Consider the following 16,529-nt stretch of genomic DNA (forward strand, 5'->3'; position numbering starts at 1 on the left):
GACCGAGGCTCACGTCGAGCGCCGATCCGGCCACGAGCAGTCACCGCGATAACGGAAAGTTTCCGTCCACCTGTCACCGTGAGCCATTGCCGGGTCACCGAGCCCTAGGTTACGGTGACCTAGGTGTGGATCGAGATCCTCCTGCTGTCGAAGCTGGCCCGCGAACCGATGCACGGCTACGAACTGCGCAAAGCCGTGGAGGCGTCGACCGGGCACACCTTGTCGAACAACTCGCTCTACCCCACGCTTCGGCGCTTCGTCGACGCCGGTGCGGTGAGCCGCAGTGCCGAGGAGCAGGAGGCCAAGCCGCCGCGGCACGTCTACACGATCACCGACGTCGGGCGGGAGCTGCTGCACGACATGCTCGCGGACTTCCCGCCCGAGCTGGCGCTCGGCGAGGAGGAGTTCCTGGCGCGCGTCGGGAACTTCGGGTGGCTGCGCCCGGAAGAGCGGGCGCGGGTGCTCGAAGTCCGGGAACGGGCGCTGACCGCCGAGCGCGGACGGCTCACCGCGCTCGCCGCCGGGCAGGCCGATCCGTGGAGCCGCGCCGCGCTGCGGCACGTGCTCGGGCGGTTCGACGCCGAACTCCGCTGGCTTTCCGATCTGAACCGCGACCCCAGGAGCGACGCATGACCACCACCGAACAGCCGCCCCGGCTCCCCTTCACCCGCGGCAACGCGCTCGAGATCGCCCCGGACTACGAAGCGCTCCGGCGGCAGGCGCCGGTGAGCCGCGTGCTCACCCCCGCCGGCGACCCGGCCTGGCTCATCACCTCGTACGAGGAAGCCAAGGAGGTCTTCCGCGACCGGCGCTTCGGGCGGTCGCACCCGGCCCCGGAGCAGGCGTCGCGGATCTCCTACGCCGCGGTGCAGGACGGGCCGAGCGGGGACTTCGAAAGCGAAGAGCGGGAACACAAGCGGATGCGCCGGATGCTCGCGCCCGCGTTCTCGGCGCCGCGCATGCGCGCCCTCGGCGACCGGATCGCCGAGCTGACCGACCGCTGCCTCGACGATCTGCAGGCCGCGCGGGACGCCGACCCGGGTGCGCCGGTCGACCTGACCGACTTCCTCGCGTTCCCCCTGCCCGTGCTGGTGATCTGCGAGCTGCTCGGCGTCCCCTACGAGGACCGCGAGAAGTTCCGGGGCCTGTCCGAGCGGATCGCCAGGATGGACGGCGGCGAGGACGCGCAGGCCGCGATGACCGAGTTCAAGGCCTACATGACGGAGCTGGCCGAGGCCAAGCGCGCGGACCCGCGGCCCGACGTCATCTCCGACATGGTCGCCGTCCAGGCCGACGACCCGACGTTCACCGACGACGACCTCGCCCGGATGGGGGCCGGGCTGCTGTTCGCCGGCCACGAGACGACGTCGACGCGGATCGCGATGGGCACGCTGTTCCTGCTCACCGACACCGCCCGCCGCGACCGGTTCGCCGCCGACCCCGAAGGTCAGGTGGCGCAGACCGTCGAGGAGATCCTGCGGCTGACCGCCACCAGCGGCACCGGCCTGCTGCGGTACGCGCACGAGGACGTCGAGATCGCGGGCACCCGGATCGCCCGCGGCGACGCCGTCCTCATCTCCAGCGACGCGGCCAACCGCGACGCGGCGGTGTTCGCCGACCCCGACGAGTTCGACCCGGACCGGACGCCGAACGTGCACCTCGCCTTCGGCACCGGCGCGCACGTCTGCATCGGCGCCAACCTGGCCCGCACCGAGCTGCGGACGGTGTTCCCGAAGCTGTTCCGGCGCTTCCCCGGCCTGCGGCTCGCGGTCGGGATCGACGACATCCCGGTCCGCACCAACCGCGTCGCCGGCGGCGTCGACCGCGTCCCCGTGGAGTGGTGAGCCCGGTGAAGATCACCGCCGACACCGGCAGCTGTGTCGCTTCCGGACAGTGCGTGCTGCTCGCGCCGGGGACGTTCGACCAGGACGAGGAGACCGGCACGGTCGTCCTCCTCGCCGAGGAACCGGCGCCGGGCGAGGAGGACGCGGTCCGGCAGGCCGAGCTGACCTGCCCGGCCGCCGCGATCCGGCTCACCGGCGCGTAGGCGGGCGCACGCGCGTCCGGTTTGCCGGTTAACCTGCACCGGTGAGCGAACAGCCCGGCCGGAAGCGGGACGCGGCCGCGACGCGGCTGGCGTTGCTCGACGCCGCCGCGAAGCTGTTCGCCGAACGCGGCTTCGACCGGACGACCGTGCGGGACATCGCCAAGCTGGCCGGGGTCAACCAGTCGCTGCTCTTCCGCTATTTCGGCAGCAAGGAAGCGCTGTTCGAGGCGGTCATCGCGCGCAACGGGCGTGAACAGCTGGCCGCCACGCCGCCCGAGCGGCTCTTCAGCGCTTCCTTGCTCAGCATGCTGGCGCCGGACGGCGCGGGGAACCGGACACTGGAGACGTACCTGCGCTCCTCGGGCAGCGACGGCGTCGCGGCCGCGATCCGGCAGGAGATCGGCGAGGAGTACGCGCGGGTGCTGGCCACGCTGACCGACGCCCCGGACGCCGAGCTGCGCGCCGACCTGGCGCTGGCGTGGCTGATGGGCATCGCGCTGGTCCGCGAGATCTCCGGCAAGGAGCCGCTGGCCAGCGCCGACCCCGAGGAGGTCTGCCGGCTCGTGCTCACCGCGACGCGGACGCTGCTGGAGCGCAGCGAATAACCGCTGGACGCCCGCCCTACCGTCGAGGTCATGGTGCCCTTCCCGCCCGCGGCGACCGAGGCCGAGTTCGCCGCGCTCACCCGCGCCGGCCTGCTGCCCGCGGTCACCGGCCTGCTGGGCCGCGACGACGTCGTGCCGTTCACCGAAGGCTCGCTGCCGGTGTACGCCGTCGGCGACGACCTGGTCCTCAAGCTGTACCCGCCGCTGTACCGCGACGAGATCGTCACCGAACGCACGATGCTCGAGGTGCTGCCCGGCACGGTGCCGGCACCGGCGCTGAAGGACGCGGGCAAGCGCGACGGCTGGGGCTGGCTGCTGATGGAACGCCTGCCGGGCCGGACGCTCAAGGAAGCCTGGCCCGCACTGTCCACTGCGGACAAGCGACGGCTGATGCCGGAGCTGGGTGCGCTGCTGGCCACGCTGCACGCCGTCGACGACCCGCGGCTGGCCGCCCTGGCGCCGGACGACTGGGCCGAGTTCGTCGCGAGGCAGCGGGCGAAGGTCGTCGAGCACCACCGCCGGACCGAAGTGGACGAAGCCTGGGTGACGCAGATCCCGGCGTTCCTCGACGCCGTCGACCTCGGGACGCCGCCGGTCGTGCCGCTGCACACGGAGTTCATGCGCGACCACGTCATGATCGACGACGAGCGCATCACCGGCCTGTTCGACTTCGAACCCGCGATGCGCGGCGCCGCGGAGTACGACTTCGTGGCGGTGGGCCTGTTCGTGACGAGCGGCGACGGCGATCTCCTGCGCCGGTTCCTCGACGGCTACGGGCAGCCGATCGACGAACGCCGTTGCCTGGCGTACGCACTGCTGCACGTCTACAGCAACTTCCGCTGGTACTTCGAGGAACTGCCCGCTCCCCCGGAGCCGACGCTGGACGCGCTGGCGAGGGCCTGGTGGGGCTCAGGGCAACGCGCGGCGCAGTAGTTCCGCCAGGTGCACCGGGCGGCGGCCCGACTCCTGCTCGATCTGCGTCCGGCAGCTGAAGCCGTCCGAAACCACCACCGTGTCCTCCGAAGCCGCGCGGATCGCCGGGAGCATCCGGTCCTCCGCCACCGCCTTCGAGACGTCGTAGTGGCCGCGCTCGAAGCCGAAGTTGCCCGCCAGGCCGCAACAGCCGGAGTCCAGCGTCGTGTTGCGGATGCCCGCGGCCGCCATCGCCGACTCGTCCGCGCCGAAGCCGAGGACCGCGTGCTGGTGGCAGTGCACCTGCGTGATGGTGTCGACGTCCAGTGCCGCGAACGGGATCGGCGCCCGCTCCAGCAACTCCGCGAAGGTGAACGTGCGCGACGCCAGCAAGGAGGCCCGCTCGTCGCCCGGCATCAGCGCGGGCAGGTCGCCGCGGAACAGCGCCGTGCAGCTCGGTTCCAGCCCGGCCACCTCGCAGCCGTCCTCGAGGTACGGCGCGAGCACGCTCAGGGTCCGGTCCAGCACGCGCCGGGCGACACCGAGCTGGCCGGTCGACACCCACGTCAGTCCACAACAGACTCCGCGGTCCGGGAGCACGACGTCGTAGCCCGCCGCGGTGAGCACCTCGTACGCGGCGTCGAGCACCGAAGGCGTCAGGTAGTTGTTGAACGAGTCCGGCCACAGCACCACCCGGCGCTCGCCCGAAGCCCGGCGGCGGAGATCGGCGCGGCTACGCGTGAACGGCGATGGCGCGAACGACGGCAGGTCGCGTTCCCGCGCGATCCCGCCGAGCCGCTTCACCAGGCCGGCCAAGCGGGAGCGCCCGACCGCGTTGGCCAGCCGCGGCGCCCGCGCGCTGAGCCGCAGCCACAGCGGCAGCCAGCCCATCGAATAGTGCGACGCCGGGCGCAGCCGGCGGCGGTAGTGCTGGTGCAGGAACTCCGCCTTGTACGTCGCCATGTCGACGTCGACCGGGCAGTCCGACAGGCATCCCTTGCAGGACAGGCACAAGTCCAGCGCGTCGTGCACTTCGGCCGACCGCCAGCCGTCCGTGATCACTTCGCCGTTGATCATCTCGGCGAGCAGGTGCGCCCGCCCGCGTGTGGAGTGCTGTTCCTCGCGAGTGGCCCGGTAGCTCGGGCACATCACCCCGCCGCCACTGGTGTTGCGGCACTTCCCGACGCCGACGCAGCGCCGCATCGCCTGGCCGAAACTCCCCCGGTCCTCGGGGTAGGCCAGTGCCGTGACGTCCTCGATGGACAGTGGGGCCCGGCGCACGCGCAGGTCCGCGTCGACCGCCCGGGGCGCCACCAGGATGCCGGGGTTCATCCGCCCGGCCGGGTCGAAGATCCCCTTGAACCGCGCGAAAACGGCCATCATCTCCGGGCTGTACATCCGGGACAGCAGTTCGGAGCGCGCCTGGCCGTCGCCGTGCTCACCCGACAGCGAGCCCCCGTGCTTCGCGACGAGGTCCGCGGCCTCCTCCAGGAACCGCCGGAACCCCGCTACGCCGGACGTCGACAGCAGGTCGAAGTCCAGCCGCAGGTGCAGGCAGCCTTCCCCGTAGTGGCCGTAGACGACGCTGCGCCGCCCGTGCGCCCGCATGAGCTCCTTGAACTCGCGCAGGTACGCGCCCAGTCGTTCGGGCGGGACGGCGGCGTCCTCCCAGCCGGGCCACGCCTCCGAGCCGTCGGCGAGCCGCGTCGCCAGCCCGGCGCCCTCCTCGCGGATGCGCCACAGCCCGCGCTGCGCGGCCGGGTCGTCGACGATCGCGAACCCGGTGAGGTCGAGCGACGCGGCCAGCGCGCGGGCCCGCTCGGCCGGCTCGTCGCCGGCCAGCTCCACGAACAGCCACGCGCCGCCCGGCGGCAGGTCGCCGGCCCGGCCCGGCAGCATCGCGACCAGCTCGGCGTCCACGCCCTCGACGGTCAGCGGCGACCACGGCAGGATCGCCGGAACCGCGTCCGCCGCCGCGATGTCGGACGGGAAACCCAGCACCGCCAGCACCTTGCGGTCCGGCAGCCGGGCGAGCGAGACGGTCGCCTCCAGGATCGTCACGCACGTGCCCTCGCTCCCGACGAGCGCCTTGGCGACGTCGAACCCGTTCTCCGGCAACAGGTGCTCGAGCCCGTACCCGGAGACGCGGCGCGGCCACGTCGAAAGTTCCTTGCGCAGCAACGCCAGGTTGTCGCGCACGAGCGCGCGCAGCTCGTCGAAGATCCGGCCCTCGGTCGGCTCGTCCGGCCCGACCCGCAGCCGCGTGCCGTCGTAGAGCAGCACCTCCAGCGAGCGGACGACGTCGACCGTGCGCCCCCACGCGACCGAGTGCGAACCGCACGCGTTGTTGCCGATCATCCCGCCGAGCGTGCAGCGGCTGTGCGTCGACGGGTCCGGCCCGAACCGGAGCCCGTGCGGGGCCGCGACCGCCTGCAGGTCGTCGAGCACCGTGCCGGGCAGCACCCGCGCGAGCCGGGTCTCCGGATCCAGCGAGAGCACCCCGCCGAGGTGGCGGGAGGTGTCGATCACCAGCCCGGGCCCGCACGCGTTCCCGGCGACGCTCGTGCCGCCGCCGCGCGCGATCACCGGCAGGTCCCGGGCGCGGGCCTCGGCGACCGCCGCGACGACGTCGTCGACGGTCTCCGGCAGGACCACGCCGCGCGGCACGTGGCGGTAGTTGGACGCGTCGGTGGTGTAGAGCGCGAGCGTGCCGGCGTCGGTGAGGATCTCCACACCCCCATTCAAGTCGACCGGGCGCCCGCGTACCTCTCCAGCCGGGTATGTCCGAAACCACAGTCCGTGTGCGATCGTGGGCGCGTGACGGCAAAGGAGCACGTCGCCGAGTACAGCGCGGTGCTGGGCGAGCTGCTGCGCGAGCGCGAAAAGCTGCTCGGCACGCTCGACCGCGTCGCCGCGCTGCACGGGACCGCGCGCCTGATCCGCGAGGCGGTCGGGGCGAAGGCCGGGTTCGTCGGCGAGCTCACCGAGCCGGGCCGGGCCGTGATCCGCTGGATGTCCGGCAACCGCACGGACGCGCTGCAGGACCTCGAGGTGCCGACCGGTCAGGGCGTCGGCGGGCGGGTGCTGGCGCTGGGCCGGCCGGTCCGGGTCGCCGACTACGTCAGCGCGCCGACGATCACCCACCACTTCGACGCCCAGGTGCGCGGGGAAGGCCTGGCCGCGCTGCTCGCCGTGCCGATCATCGCGCGCGGCGAGACCGTCGCCATCGCGTACGCGGCCATGCGGGAGCCCGCCGACTTCGGCGACGACGCCGTCCGGCGGCTGGAGGAGGTCGCCTCCCAGGCCGGGACGGCGTTGCACCTGGCCAGGGTGGCCGAGACGGACCGCGCGGCCGCGGTCGCCGGCGAGCGCCTGCGGATGCAGAGCGCGCTGCACGACTCCGTGGGCGCGCTGCTGTTCTCCATCGGGGTCCAGGTGCGCGACCTGACCACGGACGCGCGCGGGAACCCGGCGCTGGAGGCGCGGCTGCGGCGGCTGGAAGGGGACGTCTCGGCGGCCGCCGGGGCGCTGCGGGAATCGCTGCTCGCGTTGTCGGAGTCCAGCCCCGAGCGGGCGCTGCCGGTCGAACTGGCCGAGCACTGCCGCTCGTTCCAGGCGCGCTGCGGCGTTCCGGCGCGGTTCGTGCAGCTCGCGGCGGTGCCGCCGCTCGACGCCGAACGCACGGCGCTGCTGGTGTCCGCCGTCCGCGAAGGGCTGCTCAACGTCGAGAAGCACGCGCGGGCGTCGTCGGTGATCGTCAGCCTCCTGCCCAGCGAAGACGGGGTCCAGGTGGTCGTCGCCGACGACGGCACCGGCTCACCTGCCGTCCCCGGCACCGGCGTCGGCCTGCGGACGCTCGCCGGGCGCGCGCTGCGGCTCGGCGGCCGCGTCAGCCTGGTCCGCGACGAAGACGACGGCTGCACGCTGCGCGCGTGGGTCCCGCTGGTGCGGCCGTGACGCCCGCGACCGTGTTCGTCGTCGACGACCACCCGGTGGTCCGCGACGGCGTGACGCTGCTGCTGCGCTCGGACCCGTGCCTGCAGGTGGCCGGTTCGGCGGAGTCCGGGCGGGCGGCGATCCAGCGGGTCGCGCAGCTGCGGCCCGACCTCATCCTGCTCGACCTGCGGCTGCCGGACATGCTCGCGCCCGAGGTGATCGCGGAGCTGCGGCACGTGCACCCGGCGGCGCGGATCGTGGTGTTCACCGCGCACGGCGACCACCAGGGCGTGCTGGCCGCGCTGGACTCGGGCGCGCACGGCTGCCTGCTCAAGGACGTCGCGGGCACCGACCTCGTGGCGGCGCTGCGGCGGGTGCTGCGCGGTGAACGCGTCGTCGACCCGCGGATCCTGCCCGACGCGGGGCAGCGGTCGGACGCGCTGGCCCGCAGCGGCCTGACCCGCCGGGAGTACGAGGTGCTGCGGCTGGCCGCGCAAGGCCAGACGAACCCGGAGATCGCGGAGTCCACCGGGCTGGCGCGCAACACGGTGAAGACGTACCTGCAGTCGGCGCTGCACAAGCTGGGCGCGCGCAACCGGGTCGAGGCGATCGGCAAGGCGAGCGAAGCCGGGCTGCTGTGAGATCGTCCCCCGGGTGACGATCGACCTGCACGCGCACAGCACGGCGTCCGACGGGACGACGCCGCCGTCGGAGCTGCCCCGGCTGGCCGCCGAAGCCGGGCTGGCGGTGCTGGCCCTCACCGACCACGACACCCTCGCCGGCCTGGCCGAGGCGTCCGCCGCGGCGGACATCGAGCTCGTCCCCGGCGTCGAGATCTCCTGCCGCCTCGACGACGCCGAGGTGCACCTGCTGGGGCTGTTCGTCGATCCCGGGCACGCGGCACTGGGCGCCGAGCTGGAGCTGATCCGCACCGACCGGGACCGGCGCGGGGTGCGGATGGTCGAGCGCTGCCGCGAGCTGGGCGCGCCGATCACCCTGGAACAGGTGCGGGCGATCGCGGGCGGCGCACCGCTCGGCCGCCCGCACATCGCCGCGGCGCTGGCCGCGGCGGGCATCACCGACGCCTTCACCCCGGAGTGGATCGCCGACGGCGGCCGGGCGGACGTGCCCAAGCACGTGCTGGCCACGGCGGCCGCGATCGGCCTGGTCCGGGCAGCGGGCGGGGTCGCGGTGCTGGCCCACCCGCGGTCGGTGAAGCGCCGCGCTTCGGTGTCGGACACCCAGCTGGCCACGCTGGCCGAGGCCGGGCTCGCCGGGATCGAGGTGGACCACCCCGAGCAACCCCCGGAGGTCCGCGCCCAGCTCCGTGCCGTGGCCGCTTCACTCGGCCTGCTCGCGACCGGCTCCAGCGACTTCCACGGCGACCGCAAGCCGGTCCGCCTCGGCGAGTGCACGACTTCCCCGGAGGTGTACGCCGCGCTCCGGGAGTCCGCCGTGTCCGTTTCGTAGCCAGGGGGGTCTCCACGTGGGGGTGTCCGAGGGCCGCGGGTGAACGCAGGATGACCGCCACTGACCGTGACTCAGGTCACACGAGTGGAGGAGGCCTCTTGCGTCCTGGAGTGAGTACGTGCTGACCGTGCGTGGTCTCCGGGTGCGGTACGGCCGGTCGACGGCCGCCCTGCACGGTGTCGACCTCGACGTCTCCGCCGACGGCGTGCTGGCCGTGCTCGGCAGCAACGGCGCCGGGAAGTCCACTTTGCTCAGAGCCGTCTCGGGCACCCTCCGCATGCACCGGGGCGCGATCGACGGCGGCGAAATCCGCTACGCCGGGCACGCGCTCGGCAAGCTCGACCCCGCCCGGATCGTCCAGCTCGGCGTCGTCGGCGTCCCCGAGGGGCGGCAGGTCTTCGCCCGGATGACCGTCGAGGAGAACCTGCGCGCCGGCGGCATCGGGGCGCGCACGGCGGCCGAACGCACCGCCGCCCGCAAGCGGGTCGACGAGCTGTTCCCGGTGCTCACCGAACGCGCCAAGCAGCGCGCCGGGCTGCTGTCCGGCGGCGAGCAGCAGATGCTGGCGATCGGCCGCGCGCTCATGTCCGCGCCGAAGCTGCTGCTGCTCGACGAGCCCTCGCTGGGACTCGCGCCGAAGGTCGTCGAGCAGATCGGCCGCACCATCCGGGAGATCCACGAGCAGGGCACCGCCGTCGTGCTGGTGGAGCAGAACGCCGTGATGGCGCTGAACGTCGCCGACCACGCCGTGGTGCTGGAGGTCGGCCGGGTGGCGCTGGCCGGGACGGCGGCCGAGCTCGCCGCCAGCCAGGACGTCCAGCGGCTCTACCTCGGCGGGCACGCCGAGTCGCAGGAGACCGCCGACGCCGAGGCGGAACGGGCGCGCGAGCAGCTCGCCGGCCGGACCCTGTCGAGGTGGGCCGGATGACGCCGCCGGAACTGCGCGTCGAAGACGTCTCCCTCCGGTTCGGCGGAATCCGCGCGCTCGACGAGGTGAGCTTCACCGTCGCCCCCGGCTCGCTGCACGCGCTGATCGGGCCGAACGGCGCCGGGAAGTCCAGCTGCTTCAACGTGATCAGCGGCCTGTACCGGGCGAACGCCGGCCGGGTGCGGCTCGGCGACACCGACCTCACCGGGCTCGCGCCGCACAAGCTCGCGGGCCTCGGCGTGGGCCGGTCGTTCCAGAACGCCGCGCTCTCCCCCGGCTCGACCGTGCTGGACAACGTCATGCTCGGCAGGCACGCGCTGACCCGCGGCGGGTTCCTCGAGATCGGGCTGCGGCTGCCGTGGACGGTCCGCGCCGAACGGCGGCACGCCGAACGCGCACGGGAGATCTGCGCGTTCCTCGGCCTGGGCCCGGTCGTCGACACCCCGGTCGGCGCGCTGCCCTACGGCGCCGTCAAGCGCGTCGACCTCGCCCGCGCGCTCGCCGTCGAACCCGTGCTGCTCCTGCTCGACGAGCCCGCGGCCGGGATGAACGCGTCCGAAACCGCGGAACTGGCCGGCACCATCAGCGAAGTCCGCGCCGAGCTGGGGATCTCGATCCTGCTCGTCGAGCACGACATGGGCCTGGTGATGGGCATCGCCGACCGGGTCACCGTGCTCGACTTCGGCCGCCGCATCGCCGACGGCACCCCCGCGGAAGTCCAGTCCGACCCGGACGTCATCAAGGCCTACCTGGGCACGGAGGCGGCGTGAACACATTCCTGCAGCTCGTGGTGAACGGCCTCGGCAAGGGCGCGGTGTTCGCGTTGCTGGCGCTGGGGTTCGTCATCATCTTCAAGGCCACCGAGGTGGTCAACTTCGCGCACGGCTCGCTCGTGCTCTTCGGCGGCTACCTCGTCGTGGTGACGCGGGACGCGCTCGGCTGGGTCGGCGCTTCGCTGGTCGGCATCGTTTCGGCCGGGCTGCTCGGCCTGGTCGTGGAACGGCTGCTGCTGTCCCGGTCCCGGCACGCCGACGCGAACAGCCTGGCGCTGCTCACCATCGGCGTCGACGTGATCGTCACCGAGGAGATCGTGCGCCGCCTCGGCGTCACGCTGCCCTTCCTCGGCGACGCCTGGGACGCCAAGCCGTTCCAGCTCGGCGGGATCACGCTCTTCCGCACCCACCTGGTCGCACTCGGCGTGGCCGCGGTGCTGATCACGGCGTTCTGGCTGGCCTTCAAGTACTCGAACTGGGGCGTGGCCATGCGGGCGCAGGCGGAGAACCGGGAAGCCGCCGCGCTGATGGGCATCCGCAGCTCCCGCGTGACGGCGACGGCGTGGCTGGTCGCCGGGGTGCTGGCCGGCGTGGCCGTGCTGTTCATCGCGACGCAGGACTTCTCCGGCGCCGGGCTGTCCCGCGGGACGCACTCGATCGCGCTGGCCGCGTTCCCGGCGGCGATCCTCGGCGGCCTCGACTCGACGGCGGGCGCGGTGGTCGGCGGTTTGGTCGTCGGCCTGGTGGAAGCGCTGTCCGCGCAGTACGTCTCGTTCGACTTCTCCAAGAGCGCGGTGTTCCTGGTGATGCTGGTCGTCCTGGTGGTGCGGCCTTCGGGGCTGTTCGGCACGAGGGAGCGAACGCGTGTCTGACAGCGCCGTGTCCGAAGTGGACGCTCCACCCGAGCCGCAGGCACCGCCGCGGCCCCGCCGGAACCTGGCCAAGCTCGTGCGCACGGCGGCGTGGCTCGCGCTGCTGGTGGTCCTGCTCGCGCTGCCGCTCTACCTCGACGCGGCTTGGCTGAAGGCCGGGCAGTACATGATGATCGGCGGCGTCGGCGCGATCGGGCTGACGCTCGTGGTCGGGCAGGCCGGGCAGCTTTCCCTGGCCCACGCCTTCTTCCTGCTCGCCGGCGGCACGGCCTACACCGTCCTGTCCGGACCGGCCGGCGACGACCGCGTGATCGGATTCGGCCTCGACCCGGGATTGTCGTTGCTCGGCGCGGTGGCCGTCGCGGCCTTGCTGGGCCTGGCCTTCGCCCCGGTCGCCGGGCGGCTGCGCGGGATCTACCTCGGCGTCGCCTCCCTCGCGCTGGTGTTCCTCGGCCTCTACTTCGGGCAGTCGGCCGAAGAGCTCACCGGCGGGACGTCGACCGGGCGCACGCCGGCGCCGTTCTCGCTGTTCGGCTTCCCCTTCACCAACGACGGCCCCGAAATCACCCTCCTCGGCGTGCCGATCCGGCAGGCCGAGCGCACGTGGTACCTGTTCCTGCTGCTGACCGTGCTCGCGTTCGTGATCGCCCGCGGCGCTGTCCACGGCCGGGTCGGGCGGTCGTGGCGGGCGGTGCGCGACAACGAAGCCGCGGCCGCGGTCATGGGCGTCAGCGTCATGCGCGCGAAGGCGGGAGCGTTCGCGGTCTCCTCGGCGTACGGCGGCCTGGCCGGCGCGATGACCGTGCTGTGGTTCGACATCCTCAAGCCGGACGAGAGCGAGTTCGGCACCTACGGCATCAACGTGTCCATCGCCTTCCTGGCGATGGTCATCATCGGCGGGCTCGGCTCGGTGCCCGGCGCGCTGGTCGGCGCGCTGATCGTCAACGGCCTCCCGCAGGTCCTCGCCCTGTACTCCGCCGACCTGGGCTGGTTCTCCGGCACCGGCGACGGCGCGCTGACCCCCGTCCTCGTCAGCTCGTTCGTGTACGGCGCCGCGATCGTCCTCGTCGTGCTCTTCGAGCCCGGCGGGCTCGCCGCGATCGGCCGCCGGCTCACCCAGCGGCGGTTTCGCCGTCAACCCCCGGAGGAGAAATGAAACGCACACACCTGGCGGCGGCGCTGGCGGCCGTCCTCGTCCTCTCGGCGTGCAGCACGAAGGCCGGTGACTCCGGCTCGTCCGGCTCGGACAGCTCCGGCGTCAAGACCGGCAAGGGGGTGACGGCGACCGAGGTGACGCTCGGCGTGATGACCGACAAGTCCGGCGTGTTCAAGAACCTCGGCCTCGGCGTCACGCAGGGCAACGAGCTGTGGGCCAAGGACTTCAACGCCGCCGGCGGCGTCTGCGGCCGGCAGGTGAAGCTCGAAGAGGTCGACCACGGCTACAAGGCCGACACCGCGAAGACGCTGTACCCGCAGATCGAGCCGAAGGTGCTCGGGTTCGTGCAGCTGCTCGGCTCGCCGGTGGTGGCCGCGCTGAAGCAGAACCTGGCCACCGACAAGACCGTCGCCGCGCCCGCGTCGTGGTCGTCCGAGCTGCTCGACAACCCGTACGTGATGATCGTCGGCACCACCTACGACCTGGAGATCATCGACGGCCTGTCGTACCTGCAGGAGCAGGGCCTGATCAAGGACGGCGACGCGATCGGGCACGTCTACATCGACGGCGAGTACGGCAAGAACGGCCTGCGCGGCTCGCAGTTCTACGCCAAGAAGCACAGCCTGACGGTCAAGGAAGTGAAGATCACCTCGACCGACAGCGACCTGACCAACGTCGTCACCGGCCTCAAGGGCGCCGGGGTCAAGGCGATCGTGCTGACCACCACGCCCGCCCAGACCGGGTCCGCGGTCGCGACGAACAAGGCGCTCGGGCTGAACGTGCCGGTGCTGGGCAACAACCCGACGTTCGACCCGGCGCTGCTGAAGAGCCCGGCCGCCGGCGCGCTCGACAAGCTGACGATCGTCGCCAGCAGCGTGCCGTTCTCCGCGGACCTGCCGAAGGCCAAGGACGTCGCGGCCAAGTTCAAGGCCGCGTACAAGGAGACGCCGAACGGCGGTGTCCCCTACGGCTACGCGGTCGGCGAGGTCTGGGGCGCGGTGCTGAAGAAGGCCTGCGACAACAAGGACCTCACCCGCGACGGCATCGCCGCGGCGCTGAAGCAGACGACGTCGGCGAGCACGGACAACCTGGTCGCGGCGCTCGACTTCTCCAAGCCGGGGACGCCGGCGACGCGCCAGGTGTACGCGGCCACCCCGGACGCCTCCGCCGAGGGCGGCGTCAAGTACGTCAAGCCGCTGTTCGAGGCTCCCGAGGCTAAGGAATACGTGGCACCGCACCAGAAGTGAGCCGCCGTTCGGCCAGCGCGGCCGCCTCGTGCGACGGGGTGGTCGCGTTGGCCTCCGCGGCCGTCAGGAGGTCCGTGACGGTCCGCTCGATCGTCCCGACGCGAGCGAGCGCGGCCTCGTGGTCCAAGCCCTCCGCTTCACGGGCGAGCGTGTAGAGGATCCCTCCGGCGCTCGCCACGTAGTCGGGGATCCAGCGGACGCCGCGGGCGGCCAGGGAGTCGGCGACGCTGTCGTCGGTGAGCTGGTTGTTGGCGGGGCCGACGACGAGCGGGGTGTCGAGCCGGGCCACCGTCTCGGGGCTCAGCACCCCGCCGACCGCCGCGGGGATCACCACGTCGGCGGTCAGGGTGAGCGCTTTCTCCGGCTCGGTCCAGGTGAGCCCGCTCTGCTCGGCCTCGGCGCGCTTGGCCGGGTCGATGTCGGAGACGACGACGTCGGCGCCGGCCGCGTGCAGGCTCGCCGCGAGGTGCGCGCCGACCGAGCCGTAGCCACTGATCACCACCCGGCGGCCGGCCAGGTCCGCCGGGCCGGCCGCCCGGAGCGCGGCGAGCACGCCGACGGCGGTCGGGCCGCTGGAGGAACCGGTTCCGCCCGCCGATTCGGGCGTGCAGAACGCGTACGGCGAGGCCTCCCGGAGCACCAGCATGTCGGCCGGGCCGGTGCCCACGTCCGGGCCGGCCCGGTACGCGCCGCCGAACTCGGCGATCAGGTCGGCGTGGTCGAGCAGGACGGCCCGGCGCTCCTCGGGGGCGAGCACGCGCCCGGGCTCCGGCGCGATGACGCTCTTGCCGCCGCCGAACGCGAGCCCGGCGACGGCGCACTTCGCCGTCATGGCCGCCGAGAGGCGCAGGACGTCGCCGACGGCTTCTTCGAGCGTGGCGTAGGGCTTGAAGCGGCAGCCGCCGACGGCGGGGCCGAGCGCGGTCGAATGGATCGCGACCATCGTGGTGATGCCGGATCGACGGCCACGGCGGGCGACGAGGTGCTCATGTGCGGTCATGGCAGCCGAAGTTAGAGTGATCGTCGGCGTCGTGGATTCGACGCCGAACGAAATTCGGCTCCGACCGGGAGGTCACGGTGCTCGACGAACTTGATTCGGCGATCGTGCGGCACCTGCAGGAAGACGCGCGGCAGACCAACCGGGACATCGCCCGCAAGGTCGGCATCGCCCCCTCGACGTGCCTCGAGCGCATCCGGCTGCTGCGTGAGCGCGGCGTCATCCGCGGCTACCACGCCGACATCGACCTGGCGAGCCTCAACCGCGGCGTCCGGGCGCTGGTCACGGCGCAGGTGCGGCCGCTGAGCCGGGCGGTCATCGACTCCTTCCAGCGGTCGATCGCCGAACTGCCGGAAGTGCTCTCGGTGTACGTGACCGCGGGGAGTGACGATTTCCTGATCGAAGTCACCACCCCGGACATCGACGCGCTGCACGCTTTCCTCACCGACCGCCTGGCGCTGCGCCGGGAGATCGTCGGGTTCCGCACGTCGATCGTTTTCCGCCACCTGCGCAAGACGACGCTTGAACCGCTGCCTTAGGGGTATCCGGGGATCACCCGGAAAAAGCGCGACACACCCCCCTACGTGCACCCCTGAAATACCCGGGTTCGCACGCTGAGAGGCGGAAACTGTCGGTGGTGAGGCGTCTAATGGGCACGACGGGAAGGAGGCGCCGCCATGATCACCGAATTGAACCATCGTGAGCGGGCCACGTTGAGAGCCGTGGCCGGGGGCCACGCCGAGATCAGCTGCAGCTGCGAGCCCGACCTGTTCATCGACGGCTTGAGCTGCTGCGACCAGTCCACCGCGCACCGGCTCGCGCGGCTCGGCCTGATCGCACCCGCACACCCCGGCAAGTGCGGCGACCGCGTGCCCGCGCTGCTGACCGAGGCCGGGGCGTCGGTGCTCGGCGAGGGCCTCGCCGTCGCCGCGTAATTTCGTTGCCACGCACTGGGGTCACTGCCAGCATCACCCGATGCACGTATTCCTCGAAACCGAGCGGCTGATCTTCCGCCGGTTCACCGAGAACGACGCGGACGCGCTCTTCGAGCTGTACGACGACGCGGACGTGATGAAGTACCTCAATGGGGGCCTGCCGGCCGACCGCACGGAGATCGCCGAAAAGGATCTCCCCGCGTTCCTCGGTTACTACGAGCGTTTCCCCGGTTACGGGTTCTGGGCGGCGATCGAGAAGCGGACCGGCGATTTCCTGGGGTGGTTCCACTTCCGCCCGCGCCCGCAGGACCCGCCGGACGAGCCGGAGCTGGGGTACCGGCTGCACCGGAAGGCGTGGGGCCGGGGCTACGGCACCGAGGGCTCGGCGGCGCTGCTCGCGAAGGGGTTCACCGACCTGGGGGTCACCCGCGTGACGGCGTCCACCATGAAGGTGAACGAACGCTCGTGGCGCGTGATGGAGAAACTGGGGATGACGTTCGTCCGCTCGTACTTCGAGGAGTTCCCCGAGCACGAGCGGGCCCCGGGCAGCGAACACGGCGAAGTCGAGTACGCCATCACCCGAGAGCAGTGGGCCGCGCGGTCGTGAGTGTGAAACAGGGTTGGAACCCTGTTTCACACTCACGACCGGCC

The 16,529-nt window shown here is 72.5% G+C and carries 18 protein-coding genes; 16 read left to right on the forward strand and 2 right to left on the reverse strand.

Going from position 1 to position 16,529, the window contains the following annotated elements:
• Positions 1–123 precede the first annotated feature (123 nt).
• The 5 genes from AB5J73_RS00605 to AB5J73_RS00625 are packed head-to-tail and all read left to right on the forward strand — an operon-like array spanning position 124 to position 3,585.
• A complete protein-coding gene (locus tag AB5J73_RS00605) occupies positions 124–633 on the forward strand; it encodes a PadR family transcriptional regulator (protein WP_370966982.1) in 510 nt (169 codons plus the stop codon).
• Positions 630–1,844, forward strand: coding sequence for a cytochrome P450 (locus tag AB5J73_RS00610; protein ID WP_370966985.1), 1,215 nt, complete (start codon positions 630–632; stop codon positions 1,842–1,844). The genes AB5J73_RS00605 and AB5J73_RS00610 overlap by 4 nt, the downstream gene beginning before the upstream one ends.
• A 5-nt stretch (positions 1,845–1,849) precedes the next feature.
• Positions 1,850–2,047 (forward strand): ferredoxin, encoded by a 198-nt coding sequence (locus AB5J73_RS00615; RefSeq protein WP_370966987.1) that lies wholly within the window; start codon positions 1,850–1,852, stop codon positions 2,045–2,047.
• Positions 2,048–2,088: 41 nt separating this feature from the next.
• Entirely contained in the window at positions 2,089–2,652 is a 564-nt protein-coding gene (locus AB5J73_RS00620) for a TetR family transcriptional regulator (protein ID WP_370966989.1), read from the forward strand.
• A 30-nt stretch (positions 2,653–2,682) separates the two neighbouring features.
• Positions 2,683–3,585, forward strand: coding sequence for a phosphotransferase family protein (locus tag AB5J73_RS00625; protein WP_370966991.1), 903 nt, complete (start codon positions 2,683–2,685; stop codon positions 3,583–3,585).
• Here AB5J73_RS00625 and AB5J73_RS00630 read toward each other — a convergent pair.
• Positions 3,562–6,297: an FAD-binding and (Fe-S)-binding domain-containing protein gene (locus AB5J73_RS00630; protein ID WP_370966993.1), complete on the reverse strand. Its 2,736-nt coding sequence runs from the start codon at positions 6,295–6,297 to the stop codon at positions 3,562–3,564. The genes AB5J73_RS00625 and AB5J73_RS00630 overlap by 24 nt on opposite strands.
• Positions 6,298–6,381: 84 nt before the next feature.
• Here AB5J73_RS00630 and AB5J73_RS00635 point away from each other — a divergent pair, with 84 nt between their 5' ends.
• From AB5J73_RS00635 to AB5J73_RS00670, 8 genes are all read left to right on the forward strand, one after another.
• Positions 6,382–7,521 carry a GAF domain-containing protein gene (locus AB5J73_RS00635; RefSeq protein WP_370966995.1) on the forward strand — a complete coding sequence of 380 codons (1,140 nt, stop codon included), beginning with the start codon at positions 6,382–6,384 and terminating at the stop codon, positions 7,519–7,521.
• Positions 7,518–8,141 (forward strand): response regulator, encoded by a 624-nt coding sequence (locus tag AB5J73_RS00640; RefSeq protein WP_370966997.1) that lies wholly within the window; start codon positions 7,518–7,520, stop codon positions 8,139–8,141. The genes AB5J73_RS00635 and AB5J73_RS00640 overlap by 4 nt, the downstream gene beginning before the upstream one ends.
• A gap of 13 nt (positions 8,142–8,154) precedes the next feature.
• Positions 8,155–8,970: a PHP domain-containing protein gene (locus tag AB5J73_RS00645; protein ID WP_370966999.1), complete on the forward strand. Its 816-nt coding sequence runs from the start codon at positions 8,155–8,157 to the stop codon at positions 8,968–8,970.
• A 118-nt stretch (positions 8,971–9,088) separates the two neighbouring features.
• Complete coding sequence (locus AB5J73_RS00650) at positions 9,089–9,898, forward strand: ABC transporter ATP-binding protein (protein ID WP_370967001.1); 810 nt, start codon at positions 9,089–9,091, stop codon at positions 9,896–9,898.
• Positions 9,895–10,668, forward strand: a complete 774-nt coding sequence (locus tag AB5J73_RS00655) for an ABC transporter ATP-binding protein (protein ID WP_370967003.1) — start codon at positions 9,895–9,897, stop codon at positions 10,666–10,668. Before AB5J73_RS00650 ends, AB5J73_RS00655 begins: the two co-directional genes overlap by 4 nt.
• Complete coding sequence (locus tag AB5J73_RS00660; protein WP_370967005.1) at positions 10,665–11,543, forward strand: branched-chain amino acid ABC transporter permease; 879 nt, start codon at positions 10,665–10,667, stop codon at positions 11,541–11,543. The genes AB5J73_RS00655 and AB5J73_RS00660 overlap by 4 nt, the downstream gene beginning before the upstream one ends.
• A gap of 7 nt (positions 11,544–11,550) precedes the next feature.
• Complete coding sequence (locus tag AB5J73_RS00665) at positions 11,551–12,699, forward strand: branched-chain amino acid ABC transporter permease (RefSeq protein ID WP_370972838.1); 1,149 nt, start codon at positions 11,551–11,553, stop codon at positions 12,697–12,699.
• Complete coding sequence (locus AB5J73_RS00670; protein WP_370967007.1) at positions 12,696–13,946, forward strand: ABC transporter substrate-binding protein; 1,251 nt, start codon at positions 12,696–12,698, stop codon at positions 13,944–13,946. The genes AB5J73_RS00665 and AB5J73_RS00670 overlap by 4 nt, the downstream gene beginning before the upstream one ends.
• Here the strand turns inward: AB5J73_RS00670 and AB5J73_RS00675 are convergent.
• Positions 13,915–14,946: a Glu/Leu/Phe/Val dehydrogenase dimerization domain-containing protein gene (locus tag AB5J73_RS00675; protein ID WP_370967009.1), complete on the reverse strand. Its 1,032-nt coding sequence runs from the start codon at positions 14,944–14,946 to the stop codon at positions 13,915–13,917. The two genes, AB5J73_RS00670 and AB5J73_RS00675, sit on opposite strands and share 32 nt — an antisense overlap.
• Positions 14,947–15,023: 77 nt before the next feature.
• On the opposite strand from AB5J73_RS00675, the gene AB5J73_RS00680 reads away from it, so the two are divergent.
• The 3 genes from AB5J73_RS00680 to AB5J73_RS00690 all read left to right on the forward strand — a co-directional run bounded on the left by AB5J73_RS00680 (position 15,024) and on the right by AB5J73_RS00690 (position 16,485).
• On the forward strand, positions 15,024–15,482 hold the full coding sequence (locus AB5J73_RS00680) for an Lrp/AsnC family transcriptional regulator (protein WP_370967011.1): 459 nt from the start codon (positions 15,024–15,026) through the stop codon (positions 15,480–15,482).
• A gap of 138 nt (positions 15,483–15,620) precedes the next feature.
• Complete coding sequence (locus AB5J73_RS00685; protein ID WP_370967013.1) at positions 15,621–15,878, forward strand: hypothetical protein; 258 nt, start codon at positions 15,621–15,623, stop codon at positions 15,876–15,878.
• A 40-nt stretch (positions 15,879–15,918) separates the two neighbouring features.
• Positions 15,919–16,485 (forward strand): GNAT family N-acetyltransferase, encoded by a 567-nt coding sequence (locus AB5J73_RS00690; RefSeq protein ID WP_370967015.1) that lies wholly within the window; start codon positions 15,919–15,921, stop codon positions 16,483–16,485.
• Positions 16,486–16,529: the final 44 nt, after the last annotated feature.

It is taken from the genome of Amycolatopsis sp. cg9 (genome assembly GCF_041346945.1).
Classification (GTDB): domain Bacteria; phylum Actinomycetota; class Actinomycetes; order Mycobacteriales; family Pseudonocardiaceae; genus Amycolatopsis.

What these genes read in the sequence shown, in the direction of transcription:
- AB5J73_RS00610 (WP_370966985.1), top strand. Translation starts at nt 630, where the DNA reads ATGACCACCACCGAACAGCCGCCCCGGCTCCCCTTCACCCGCGGCAAC.
- AB5J73_RS00670 (WP_370967007.1), top strand. Translation starts at nt 12,696, where the DNA reads ATGAAACGCACACACCTGGCGGCGGCGCTGGCGGCCGTCCTCGTCCTC.
- AB5J73_RS00655 (WP_370967003.1), top strand. Translation starts at nt 9,895, where the DNA reads ATGACGCCGCCGGAACTGCGCGTCGAAGACGTCTCCCTCCGGTTCGGC.
- AB5J73_RS00690 (WP_370967015.1), top strand. Translation starts at nt 15,919, where the DNA reads ATGCACGTATTCCTCGAAACCGAGCGGCTGATCTTCCGCCGGTTCACC.
- AB5J73_RS00675 (WP_370967009.1), bottom strand. Translation starts at nt 14,946, where the DNA reads ATGACCGCACATGAGCACCTCGTCGCCCGCCGTGGCCGTCGATCCGGC.
- AB5J73_RS00685 (WP_370967013.1), top strand. Translation starts at nt 15,621, where the DNA reads ATGATCACCGAATTGAACCATCGTGAGCGGGCCACGTTGAGAGCCGTG.
- AB5J73_RS00625 (WP_370966991.1), top strand. Translation starts at nt 2,683, where the DNA reads ATGGTGCCCTTCCCGCCCGCGGCGACCGAGGCCGAGTTCGCCGCGCTC.